Here is an 11,869-nt window from a genome sequence, read left to right as displayed (position 1 = left end):
GGCCCCTCGGAGTGGAACAGACGATGCCAAGGTGCCATCTGAAGCTTAAGGAAGTCTGAAGTCCGTAGCGACCGTGCGCTCGAGCGGGATCGACAGGGTCGCGGCAAGTCCGCCGCCCGATCGGTTTTCAAGCCGCACCTGCCCCCCCATGCGCTCAACGATGGTGGCGACGATAGAGAGTCCGAGGCCGGCGCCATTGGGGCTGTTCCGGCTGTAGAAGCGCTCGAAGACCCGCGACAGGCTGGCCTCGTCGATACCCGGACCTTCGTCTTCGACGGTTAACACGGCCTCACCGTCCAACTGCCTGAGCGACACCGTGACACGCCCTCCCGCCGGCGAGTGCTCCACCGCGTTCGCCACCAGGTTCTGCAAGGCGATGCCCAGCACGCCGGGATCGACAGCCAGATGGTGATCACCCTCGCCGATGTCCAGCGACGGTTCCAGGCCACGGTCGAGAATCCAGGGGGTCAACTCCGCCAGCGTATCGGTGACCACCTGCGCAAGATCGACCGGGGGGCTCGCACGTTGTCCCAGGCGCGGCTCCAGGCGGGCCAGGGTCAACAGCTGGTTGACCACCCGAGCCAGGCGATCGACGCCGCCGATCAGGAAAGTCAGAGCTTTATGCCGCTCGTCCTCGGTGGTGGCCGCCTGGGCGTTCTGCGCATGCAGGCGCAGGATCGCCAGTGGGGTGCGCATCTCATGGGCTGCGTCGGCGATGAAGCGATGCTCGCGACGCAACAGGTCTTCGATCTGCGCCAGTAGACGATTGATCGCCGCCTGCATGGGCTCCAGCTCCGATGGCAATGGCACCAATTGCAACGGCTCCAGGGAGTCGGCATGCCGGGCGCGTATGACATTGGCCATGTTCTGCAAGGGTTGCAGCCCCCACCCGATCGCGGCCCAGACCAGCAGGGCCAGGGCAAGGCTACCGACCAGGAAAGGAAACAAGGTGTGGCGGACAATCCGGTCGATCAGGTCGTATCGGACATCCTCGCGTTCGCCGACCCAGATGACCCAATGCCGTTGCGGCACGGGGAGGACGAAACCACGCCACTGTTCACCATTAACCGGAAAGTCGGCAAAGCCCGAAGAGACTGGAAGCGCCCCCAGGGCCGGGGCGCTGGGGGTGTGAACCAACAGCTTGCCGGTATCATCCCAGACCTGAAAGGCCAGCTTGCTTTCATAGGGATGGCCAACCCTATGCCGTCCAGCTTTGCCCAAGGCGTCGTTGAAGGCCCGGTACAGCTCCTCACGGCTACCGTCCTGCACCGGTATGCTCATTACGCCCTCTAGCAGGCGGGCATTCTGCGCAAGATGGGCATCATAGACTTCGGTGATTTCGCGGCGGCTGTCGTGGTAGTTGTACAGCGCCAACAGGCTGGTCCCCAGCACCAGCAAAAGCATCACCCGCCATAGCGTCCTCTGGCGCAGCGAGCTCATGCCTTGCCCTCGACCAGATAGCCGATACCACGCACGGTGCGGATCAGGCCGTTGAACAGTTTTTTGCGCAGGTGATAGATGTTCACTTCCAGCGTGTTGCTTTCCGGTTCTTCGTCCCAGCCATAGAGCAGTTGGGTCAGGCGCTCGCGGGTGAAGACCTTGCCCGGCTGGGCCAGCAGTTCGTGTAGCAACACGTATTCCTTGGGCGTGAGTACCACGGGCTCGCCGTTGTAGTGCACTTGCTGGGTGGCTGGGTCAAGGCTGACGCCAGCGTGTTCGATCAGCACCTTGGCCCGCCCCGCACTGCGTCGCAGCAAGGCACGCAGGCGGGCTTTGAGTTCGTTAAGATCGAAGGGTTTGACCAGGTAATCGTCTGCTCCGGCATCGAGGCCGGTGATGCGGTCTTCGGTAGCATCCCGGGCGGTGAGAATGAGCACCGGCAGGCTGTCACCGCCGGCCCTCACCCGCCTCAGCAGTTCGATGCCATCCAGGCGCGGCAGCCCCAGATCGAGGATCGCCAGGTCAAAGGCCTCATGCTGCAACGCATGCAATCCGCTCACACCGTCGCGTAACCAGTCGAGGGTATAGCCCTCCTGGCGCAGACCATCGCAGATCCCCTCGCCCAGCGCGGTATCGTCCTCAACCAGCAGCAGCCGCATAGTCAGTCCTGTTTGTCCTTGATCGCCTTGAGTAAAGCATCGATATCACTACGCCTGCCCTGGTCGGCCAGTTCACGCCCCGGTCGCGGCGGTGCCTGCAAGGCTTTCTCCAGCGCCAGACGGGCTTCGCCATAGCGTTTTTGCCGGAACAGATGATCGGCCCAGAAGTAATTGCTGTCGATACCGTTGGGGTTGATCTGCAACGCCTTGCGCAACAACGTCTCGGCCTTGTCGCTGTCACCGAAGCCGATCGGCCAGCCGGGCACCTGGTCGTACAGGGTGCCCAGGCTAGTGTAGGCCGAGCCCTGCAGCGCATTGGCATCCAGTTTCAGGGCCTGCTCAAGGCTGGCCTTCGCCGCCTTGACCTTGCCCAGTGCGCCCAACCCACCGATAGCCCCCGCCCAGCTGCTATTGATGATGCCGTCCCAGATCAGCGGCTCGGCCTTGCCGGGATATTGCTGAACGAAGCTGGCGGCATCACCGGCCAGTTTCTCGAAGGCATCGGCACGCTGGTCCTTGGGTGTCTGGTACTGGATCTGTGCCCAGCGTTGCTGCAACTCACCCAGGTGCTGCAGGCCAGCCTGGTCCAGCGCCCAGGTCAGGGGGCTGAATGCCAGCAGGCAGGCTACGAAAAGACGTTTCATTTGATCGACTCCTTGGAGTGACTGCCAATGTGCCGGCGGATCAAGGGTAATTGCTTGCGCAGCGCTCGATCGACCACCCCCGGCAGCATGCCGTTAAGGCGTACGAAGAGCTTTTCCGGCCAGCCCAGGTAAAGCTCGCTGCGCTCGGACTGCACGGCTTCGAGCACCGCCCTAGCAACGTCCGCTGGATCGTCCATACCGACCTTGAGGGCCTGATTAAGGGCGATAGCGGCGCTGCTGTTCATGCTCGTGCGCGTGGCCCTGGGTGCGGCGTACAACACATCAACGTTGGTATCCGCCAGTTCCCGGCGCAGTGCTTCGGAAAATCCGCGCAGGGCAAACTTGCTGGCGCAGTAAGTGGCGTACCCCGGATAGCCGATCGAGCCGTAGGTCGAGCCGACGTTGACCACCAGTGCCCGAGCCTGCGCTCGTAACAAGGGCAGGCAAGCTCGGGTCAATTGCAGCGGCGCCTTAAGGTTGATATCCAGCAACTCGTCGAGCGCATGCTCGTCCAACTGGTCGAGCAAAGCGAAGCGATTGACACCTGCGGCATTGATCAGCACGTTGACCCCGCCGATTTCCCGGGCCCGACCAACTACCAGCTCACGGCCTTCGGCAGTGCGCAGGTCGGCGCTCTGCCAATACAGCCGCTGCGGGTAGCGCTTCAACAGACTGCTCAGTTCGCCCATCTGCCGGCTGACCGCCAGGACCCTGGCGCCGGCGGCACAGAGTTGCTCGGCCAGTTCAAGGCCGATGCCACCACTGGCGCCGGTCAGGATCACCACGGAATCAGACAAGCGCATGGCGCACCTCAGACTGCCCCACCCGTGGCAGGCTCTCGAACATCCCGGTGTACAGGCGGTACACCACCTTGGCGGCATGGATCACGGCCTGCTGGTCTGCCTGGTCGTCCAGGCGATCCATCAGATTGCGATAGGTGACCATGTGGTCCTGGTCCAGGGCGCCGTGGGAACTGAGGTAGCTGAAAGCCTTGTCCGGCAGCTCCAGGGTGCTCTGGATGGTGCCGGCCGCCTGGGTTGCCAGGGCGATGCTGGTTCCCTCGAGCACGTTGACCATGCCGAACAGCCCGACCGGATTGCCACGGGCGATGAGGTCGTAGAGGTAAGCCACCATCAGTTCGATGGGCAATGACGGCCGGCCGTCCCGCACGCCCTCCCAGTCGCCGCCACAGGCCTTGATGTCGTTGAGAATCCACTGCTCGTGGCCGTACTCCTCCTCGATGTATTCGCAGACCGCGCCGCGCAGCCACTCCAGGCGCGATGGCAGGCGTGCGCCGCAGGCCATCATCAGTGGCACGGTGTGGCGGACATGGTGGTAGGCCTGGCTCAGGAACGCGATGTAGCTGTCCAGGCTGACCTGGCCGGCCAGCGCCTCGCGGATCACCGGAACGGCGAATAGCGCCTGGCGTTCCTGGGCGGTTTGCATTTGCAGGGTGTCGAAAAAGGACATGGTGAACCTCACAACGGAATGTCGGATAACAGGGTGTGGTAACGCTTCAGGATCGCCTCGCGGCGCGGACGACCATTGGCAGTCAGGGTTTCATCACGGCTATCGAGGGGCATTGGCAGGCGCCGCCAGGCATGTACCCTGGCGTAATCCGGCAAGCGTGCGTTGCACTGCTGAACGGCCTGCTCGATGGTGTCGTCACTGGCATTCGGGTCGAGCGGCCAGAGCAAGGCACTGTTGCGCGGCAGGCCCTCGCCATGGACGAAGGCCTGGGCCAGGACTCCGCCCTGGGTCAGTTCGGCTTCCACCCATTCAGGGTTGACGTTGCGTCCAAAGCTGGTGATGAACTGGTGCTTCTTGCGTCCGTTCAGGTACAGGTAGCCCTGCTCGTCGAAGTAGCCAAGATCGCCGGTAGCCCACCACTGTCCATGGAATACTGGCTCCTCCAGGTAACCCAGCAGGGTCGATCCGGCCACCATGACTTCGCCGTCCTCGGCGATGCGGACCTGCACGTGCGGCAACGGCTTGCCGACGCTCCCAGGCCGCACGGCGCCTGGCCGGTTCAAGGCCACCACCGACGCGCACTCGGACAAGCCATAGCCCTCGAATACCGGCAGGCCGACAGCTTCGGCGCGGGCCAACAGGTCAGGGGAAACCCGGGCACCACCAACGGCGACGAAGCGTAGAGGGCCGACCGGCATCAGTCCGCGCTCAATGGCAGTCACCAGCCCCATCAACAGTTGCGGCACCAGAATCAGGCTGTGCGCACCGCTCAGGGCAACGGCACCGAGCAGACGCTTGAAATCCACCTGGCTGGCACCGCCGATGCCCAGTTGCGCCTGCGGATAGAGCAGCACGCAGGCACCGGCCATCAACGCGGCATAGACGCCGAGGTTTTCCAGCAGCACCCCCAGCGGCAGTACCGCCAGGTAGCGCTGGGGAGCGGTTGCCCGACTGGCCGTTTCCAGTTCCCGAGCCACCCGCAGCAGGGTGTCGGCACTCAGGCACACACCTTTGGGTCGGCCAGTGCTACCGGAGGTGTAGGTGATCTTCGCCGTGCCGCCGGGCAGCGCCACCGGCGCCGCGACGGCCCGTCGCCAGAATCCGTCCTGCTGGTTGAAACCCTGCTCGGCGAAGTGATCGCTCCATTGCGCTTCGGCCAACGCCAGCGTGGCACCGCTCTGCTGCAGGCAGTGTTCGAACTGAGCAGCACTGAAAAACGACGGAATGAACACGCACGGCCGCTCGGCGAACAGCGCTGCCAGATCCCAAAGCAACGCCTCGGGGCCGTTGTCCATGGCCAGAACCAGGGCGCCCGGTGCCTGCTGGCGCAAGACCTGGGCACGCCCCTTGATCTCGACGAACAGCTCCATCCAGCTCAAGCGCCGACTGGCCCCCTGTATTGCGATGGCGTCCCCCCGGTCACGGGCATTGATCGTCAGTACCTGCTGAAAACGTTCCAGTTCATGCGGCATGACCGGTCCCCTGGGAGAGCGCCGGCAAGCCAAGGCGCTGGAATACCCCGGCCTGGGTCAAGGCCTCGAAGCCGTAGCCGATGTTGCCGGCAAAGACCTGGGGACGCTGGGCGTAGTAGGTCCCCCACTGGTCCTGCTCGCCGTCCAGGCGCTCAGGATCGGCCACCGCCAGTAAGCTGGGCTGCAGCCCCAGGCGCTGGAAGCTGTTGATCAAGGAAGCTGCACCGGTGAAGGCCACCCATTTCAGGCCGCGAATGGCCAGCAACCAGGTAACCACGATGATGATGATCCGGGCACTGCCGGCGCTCAGCGACGCCAGGTTACCCACCTCGACCAGGCAATCACGCCCCAGCGGACCGCCTGCCAGTCGCGAAACCGCAACCTCGAGGGGTTCGTCCAGATAACGTTCCAGAAACAGCGGACCGGTCTGGGCCGGACGTACCCCGGCCGCTGCGATCATCCGCCCGTTGCGGTCATGCAGGGCCAGCAGTTCCGGCAGATAGTGCTGGACATCGGCCTGGTGCATGCTGGCGAAACACTGATGGATGAACTGCTCCAGTTCCCCGCGACCGCTGTCGTGAGGAAGGTGAAGGGATAGCTGTGCGTGATGCTCGGCATGACTGCCGACAGACAATGGGAGCAGGCTGCTCCATTCAAGCTGGGTCATGAAACTCCCCCCGATTGGGCTCGACGGGGGTGAGTATCTGCGTCGAATCTGAAGGGAGTCTGAAGGACCTGACAAACCCCGGCTTACTGACCTGAGCTGAGAGGTGCGAGCGTGCCCATGCCCTCTAGCTCTACGCAGGTCGGCTTCACGAACAAGGCGTCAGGACCTTGCCCGCTTCTTTCGGGCTGGGGCGGGCTAAAAAGATCGTGGTCGTTTCCGGAGCTGGAACAGAACCTACGAGCAACCATCACGGCCTATCAGATTCGGAGCTAAGCAGAAGGATCAGTAACCGGATAACCCTCTATGAAGCAGTCACTTTCTGAGGCCATCGCAGAAATGGACCAACAGCAAGTTACATCTGAAGCGTCTAAATTCGCCCACCGCAAGCATGACCCCGCGCTTCAGCAGATTGCTTGAACGCGCGCGGGATCAGCAGGACTAAGACCGTCGCCCCCCAGATCAAACCTCCAGTACCCCACGTCATGCCAAGCATCGAGCTTGAACCCGACCTGGGGAAACGTCCCGATGTGCTGGAAACCGAGTCGCTCATGCAGCCCGACACTCCCTTCATTCGGCAAGGCAATGCCGGCATACGCCGAGCGATAGCCCAGACACTTCAGAACCCGCAGCAGCACGTCATAAAGCTGCCGACCAACCCCACTGCGGCGCTGGCCCTCGGCGACATACACCGTCACATCCACCGCCCAGCGATACGCCGCACGCGCCCGGTGCTGACTGGCGTAGGCATAGCCGACTACCCGTCCCTTCTGCACCGCCACCAGATACGGGTAGGTTTGCAGCGTCGTGGCGATCCTCTCCCGCATTTGCTCCACGCTCGGCACTGCCTCTTCGAATGAGATGGCCGTGTTGAGCACGATGGGCGCGTAGATAGCCTGGATCTCTTCTACATCCTCTGATCTGGCAACACGAATCTCGATTCCGCTACGCATCCGGCTGCTCCAAGCTGTTCAGGTATTCGACTACTTCGTTGACGGTGCTGCGCGCGGTACGGGTGACGCCGATCAGCGTCGCCGAGGCCAGGCCGGTCCAGTCGCCATATCCGACCAGCCAGAGGCGAGGCTCACGAATAGAACGCGAACCGTCCACCTCGACCCTGCCGTTGTCATCCAGCATGCCCAGCGCCTGCAAGTGATCCAGCGCCGGCCGGAAGCCGGTACACCAGATCACGGCATCGACCTGAGTTTTCTCACCGTTGGGCCAAGCGACCCCATCCGGCGTGAATGAAGCGAAAGGCCTTACAGCAAGAAGAGCCCCGCGCTCGCGAGCACGAACCACCGAGGGCACCATGACGATATCGCCAAGCCCGCCGACCGGTGCGTCGATAACACGGCCTTCCTGTTGAGCCTTGAGGCGCTCGGTAGCGCGTTCGAACAGCACCCGCCCATCAACGTCATCTGGCAGAAACGCCGGCTCCTCCGTGGTAACCCACGTTGCGTCGGCGACCTCGGATAACTCCGCATAGATTTGCGCCCCCGAGTTGCCACCACCAACGACCAGCACACGCTTTCCTTGGAAAGCCTCTGGCGACTGGTAATGGGCGGAGTGAATCTGCTGCCCTTGGAACAGCTCTATCCCCGGATAGGCCGGAACATAGGGCTTGCTCCAGGTCCCCGTCGCGCTGATGACGGCACGGGCTTCCCAGTCGCGGTCCTTCGAGCGAACACGAAGGCCACGCCCGGTTCGCTCCACCGCCGTGACGCTGACGGGGCGAACGATAGGAAACCCGTAACGTGCCTCGTACTGCTCCAGATAGCTGACCACGTGATCCCTATCGGGATTACCTTCGGTGACTGGCGGCATCGGCCAGCCTGCGATCGAACTCCATGCGGAGGGCGAGAACAGCGTCAGCGAGTCCCAGCCATGGCGCCACGCTCCGCCCGCAGCCTCTTCGGCGTCGAACAGCAGGAACGACAGCTTGGCCCGCTTGAGAAAATAGGCCACCGTCAGCGCGGACTGCCCGCCGCCAATCACGATGACATCGAGTAGTTCGCCTTCGGTGGCCATGGTTTCTCCTGCCTGGCTGCAGCGCTCAGCCTTCGCCGAACAGGTTGATGTAGTTGATGTGCGCCGGCTTCTGAATCGCACGTGGGCGCAGCTCATGCACCCATGCGATCGCCTCGCGGCGCGGCATTCCGGATTCGATCAGCAGACGAGCAGCGAACAGCCCGGTGCGGCCGGAGCCGCCCTTGCAGTGGATTGCCAAGGCCTTGTTGGAAGCGAGCAAAGCGTCCAACTGGTGGCGAATCTCTCCCAACCGAGCCTCGAAGCTTTGATCAGGAGCCTGATCATCCTCGATCGGCAGCTGGTACCACTCCAAGCCATGCTGCCTGGCCGCGACGCCAAGCTCGGCAACGCCGTTTTCCTGAAGTTCTGTATCCGACATCAGTGTCACCAGCGCCACGGCGCCAGCCTGCTTCAGCGTCTCCAGGCTTTCAGCGAGATCGCTGGCCTGGGTACCCGGGCAGGGTGTGAAAATCAGCGCACCCGGGGCATGGGGCAGCGATTTCATCGAGTAGGGATGCGACATGCTCATGACCTCAAATGGACCGCAGATTGACTCGCTTGGACAGCTCTTCCGCCGACTCCTTGCGCTCGGAGTAGCGGTCCACCAGGTAATCCTGGCGATCGCGCAGCAGCAGGGTGAACTTGATCAGCTCTTCCATCACATCGACCAGGCGATCGTAGAAGGAGGACGGTTTCATCCGCCCGGCATCGTCGAACTCCAGGAATGCCTTGGGTACCGAGGACTGGTTGGGGATGGTGAACATCCGCATCCAGCGGCCCAGCACGCGCAATTGGTTCACCACGTTGAACGACTGCGAACCACCGCAGACCTGCAGCACAGCAAGGGTCTTGCCCTGGGTGGGGCGAACGGCGCCCATGGCCAGCGGTACCCAGTCAATCTGCGCCTTGAACACGGCGCTCATCGAGCCATGACGCTCGGGCGAGCACCACACCTGGCCTTCGGACCATTGCATCAGTTCGCGCAGCTCCAGCACCTTCTCGTGGGAGTCCGGAGCGTCATCCGGCAGCGGCAAGCCGGAAGGATCGAAGATACGGGTTTCGGCGCCGAACTCTTCCAGCAGGCGTGCAGCCTCCTGGACCATCAAGCGGCTGAACGAGCGCTCGCGGGTCGATCCGTACAGCAGCAGGATGCGCGGTTTATGCGTGGAAGGATCCTTAGGTTCCAGCCGCTCCAGCGACGGCAGATCAAGCAGTTCTGGCTGGACGTTTGGTAGATGGTCGTTCATTTCGGTCTCCATTGATCCAGGTCCTACAGCGCGCCGATGCGAGCAAGCTCGGCTTTCAGCTGGTCCTGGCTCAGTTGCGGGAAAGGCAGCGCAATGAAGGCGCGCACGCGCTCATCGATCTTCGCCAGCGTGGTCTGGAAGGCTTCTTCGATCTCCGCCTCGCTCCCGCTGACTGCCGAAGGGTCGGCCAGGCCCCAGTGGGCTTTGAGCGATGGGCCGAAGAAGATCGGGCAGGCTTCGCCGGCAGCGCGGTCGCACACGGTGACGACGATGTCGGGAGGAGAGCTCTTGAAGGCGTCCGAGGCCTTGCTCGAAAGGCCAGCGGTGGAGATACCGGCGGCTTCCAGGGTCTTCAGTGCCCGCTCATTGACCTTGCCGCTGGGGAAGCTGCCCGAGCTCACAGCTTCCATGCCCTCGGGGGCCAGGTGATTGAACAGCGCCTCGGACAGGATGCTGCGGCAGCTGTTGTGGGTGCACATGAACAAGACTTTCATCAGGTATCTCCGGTTCAAAAGCTCAGGCGGATGGCCAATGCGGCCAGGGTGGCAAGCAGGATCGGCAGCGTCAGGACGATGCCGGTGCGGAAGTAGTAGCCCCAGGTGATGACGATGTTCTTGCGGGCCAGCACGTGCAGCCACAGCAAGGTGGCCAGGCTGCCGATGGGGGTGATTTTCGGGCCGAGGTCGCAACCGATGACGTTGGCGTAGATCATGGCCTCGCGCACGATGCCGGTGGCCTCGGCGGAGTGGATCGACAGCGCGCCTACCAGCACGGTGGGCATGTTGTTCATGACCGACGACAGGCCAGCGGCGAGCAGCCCCGTTCCGAGGGAAGCGCCCCAGATCCCGTAGCCGGCGAAGACATTCAGGATCTGCGTCAGGTAGTCGGTGAGGCCAGCGTTACGCAGCCCATAGACCACGAGGTACATGCCCAGCGAGAACACCACGACCTGCCAGGGCGCTTCCTTGAGCACCTTGCGGGTGGAAATCACATGCCCGCGAGCGGCGATCAGGTAGAGGATCAGCGCACAGGCGGCAGCGATGGCACTGATCGGAACGCCCAGCGGCTCGATGGCGAAGAAGCCGACCAGCAACAGCGCCAGCACCCACCAACCGGCAACGAACGTCGCCTTGTCGCGGATAGCGGCTTCGGGAGCCTTCAACTGGTCGAGTTCGTAGGTACGCGGCAGGTCCTTGCGGAAGAACCACAGCAGCATGCCCAGGGTGGCGGCGATGCTGACCAGGTTCACTGGCACCATGACCGAGGCGTAGTCGCTGAAACCGATGCCGAAGTAGTCGGCAGAGACGATGTTCACCAGGTTGGACACCACCAGCGGCAAGCTCGCGGTATCGGCGATAAAGCCTGCTGCCATGACGAATGCCAGCGTCGCCGCCGGGGAAAAGCGCAGGGCCAGCAGCATGGCGATGACGATAGGAGTCAGGATCAGTGCCGCACCGTCGTTGGCGAACAACGCCGAGACGGCGGCGCCCAGCAGAATGATGAAGGCAAACAGCTTGCGACTGCTGCCCTTGCCCCAGCGCGCCACGTGCAATGCCGCCCACTCGAAGAAGCCCGCCTCATCCAGCAGCAGGCTGATGATGATGACGGCGATAAAGGTAGCGGTAGCGTTCCAGACGATCTGCCAGACCACGGGGATATCGGACAGGCTCACAACGCCCGCCAGCAGCGCCACGACGGCCCCTAGTGCGGCGCTCCAGCCCACGCCCAGGCCTTTGGGCTGCCAGATGACGAGAACGATCGTCACCAGGAAAATCAAAAATGCGATCAGCATGACTACAACTCAATCAGCGAAGGGAGGGATCAAGCACAAGCCGCAGGGCTCTGCGGCCGCTCGCCCATTTCGGCGAGGCGCAGCGCATCGGGGCTCAACCATTCCTGGTTCGCATCGACCACGCCCTTCAGCAGCGCGTCCACCCACTGCGGCAGTTCGGGATGCAGTCGGTAGTACACCCACTGGCCTTTGCGCCGATCCATGAGGATTCCAGCCTCGCGCAACTGGGCCAGATGCCGTGAGATCTTCGGCTGGCTCAGTTCAAGCGCGTGGGTAAGTTCGCAGACACAGAGTTCGCCTTCGCGGGCGATCAGCAGGGTCATCCGGGCCCGGGTGTCGTCAGCCAGGCATTTGAAAACGATGGGGGGAGTCAGGGCTTCCGGCATGTAGCCTCCTGGAGGCCGCCCACCGGGCGGCTGAAATATCTGGAAATCCGAATATATGCCAATTCAA

At 63.0% G+C, this 11,869-nt stretch carries 14 protein-coding genes; all 14 read right to left on the bottom strand.

Annotated elements, in window-relative coordinates:
- Window positions 1–45: 45 nt before the first annotated feature.
- A complete protein-coding gene (locus DM374_RS09545; RefSeq protein ID WP_110969621.1) occupies window positions 46–1,440 on the bottom strand; it encodes a sensor histidine kinase in 1,395 nt (464 codons plus the stop codon).
- On the bottom strand, window positions 1,437–2,099 hold the full coding sequence (locus DM374_RS09540; RefSeq protein ID WP_110969620.1) for a response regulator: 663 nt from the start codon (window positions 2,097–2,099) through the stop codon (window positions 1,437–1,439). Before DM374_RS09540 ends, DM374_RS09545 begins: the two co-directional genes overlap by 4 nt.
- Before the next feature lie 2 nt (window positions 2,100–2,101).
- Window positions 2,102–2,743 (bottom strand): tetratricopeptide repeat protein, encoded by a 642-nt coding sequence (locus DM374_RS09535; protein WP_110969619.1) that lies wholly within the window; start codon window positions 2,741–2,743, stop codon window positions 2,102–2,104.
- Entirely contained in the window at window positions 2,740–3,546 is an 807-nt protein-coding gene (locus DM374_RS09530) for an SDR family oxidoreductase (RefSeq protein WP_110969618.1), read from the bottom strand. Before DM374_RS09530 ends, DM374_RS09535 begins: the two co-directional genes overlap by 4 nt.
- Window positions 3,533–4,213 carry a TenA family transcriptional regulator gene (locus tag DM374_RS09525; RefSeq protein ID WP_110969617.1) on the bottom strand — a complete coding sequence of 227 codons (681 nt, stop codon included), beginning with the start codon at window positions 4,211–4,213 and terminating at the stop codon, window positions 3,533–3,535. The genes DM374_RS09530 and DM374_RS09525 overlap by 14 nt, the downstream gene beginning before the upstream one ends.
- An 8-nt stretch (window positions 4,214–4,221) precedes the next feature.
- Entirely contained in the window at window positions 4,222–5,685 is a 1,464-nt protein-coding gene (locus DM374_RS09520) for an AMP-binding protein (RefSeq protein ID WP_110969616.1), read from the bottom strand.
- Window positions 5,675–6,352: a thermostable hemolysin gene (locus DM374_RS09515; RefSeq protein WP_110969615.1), complete on the bottom strand. Its 678-nt coding sequence runs from the start codon at window positions 6,350–6,352 to the stop codon at window positions 5,675–5,677. Before DM374_RS09515 ends, DM374_RS09520 begins: the two co-directional genes overlap by 11 nt.
- A 401-nt stretch (window positions 6,353–6,753) precedes the next feature.
- Window positions 6,754–7,302 carry an arsinothricin resistance N-acetyltransferase ArsN1 family B gene (locus DM374_RS09510; protein WP_110969614.1) on the bottom strand — a complete coding sequence of 183 codons (549 nt, stop codon included), beginning with the start codon at window positions 7,300–7,302 and terminating at the stop codon, window positions 6,754–6,756.
- Window positions 7,295–8,377 (bottom strand): ArsO family NAD(P)H-dependent flavin-containing monooxygenase, encoded by a 1,083-nt coding sequence (locus DM374_RS09505; protein ID WP_110969613.1) that lies wholly within the window; start codon window positions 8,375–8,377, stop codon window positions 7,295–7,297. The genes DM374_RS09510 and DM374_RS09505 overlap by 8 nt, the downstream gene beginning before the upstream one ends.
- A 25-nt stretch (window positions 8,378–8,402) precedes the next feature.
- Window positions 8,403–8,906, bottom strand: a complete 504-nt coding sequence (locus tag DM374_RS09500; RefSeq protein ID WP_110969612.1) for a phosphatase domain-containing putative toxin — start codon at window positions 8,904–8,906, stop codon at window positions 8,403–8,405.
- 4 nt (window positions 8,907–8,910) lie between these two features.
- The gene (gene arsH, locus DM374_RS09495) at window positions 8,911–9,624 is read right to left on the bottom strand and encodes an arsenical resistance protein ArsH (RefSeq protein ID WP_110969611.1); all 714 of its coding nucleotides are present in this window, start codon (window positions 9,622–9,624) and stop codon (window positions 8,911–8,913) included.
- Window positions 9,625–9,647: 23 nt separating this feature from the next.
- Window positions 9,648–10,118 carry an arsenate reductase ArsC gene (locus tag DM374_RS09490; protein WP_110969610.1) on the bottom strand — a complete coding sequence of 157 codons (471 nt, stop codon included), beginning with the start codon at window positions 10,116–10,118 and terminating at the stop codon, window positions 9,648–9,650.
- A gap of 14 nt (window positions 10,119–10,132) precedes the next feature.
- Window positions 10,133–11,416, bottom strand: coding sequence for an arsenic transporter (locus DM374_RS09485; protein WP_110969609.1), 1,284 nt, complete (start codon window positions 11,414–11,416; stop codon window positions 10,133–10,135).
- Window positions 11,417–11,445: 29 nt separating this feature from the next.
- Window positions 11,446–11,802, bottom strand: coding sequence for a metalloregulator ArsR/SmtB family transcription factor (locus DM374_RS09480; RefSeq protein ID WP_110969608.1), 357 nt, complete (start codon window positions 11,800–11,802; stop codon window positions 11,446–11,448).
- Window positions 11,803–11,869: the final 67 nt, after the last annotated feature.

Source organism: Pseudomonas huaxiensis (genome assembly GCF_003231275.1).
In the GTDB taxonomy this organism is placed as follows: Bacteria; Pseudomonadota; Gammaproteobacteria; order Pseudomonadales; family Pseudomonadaceae; genus Aquipseudomonas; species Aquipseudomonas huaxiensis.
Note: the sequence above shows the minus strand (reverse complement) of the source record. Positions and strands in the feature narration are given on the sequence as shown.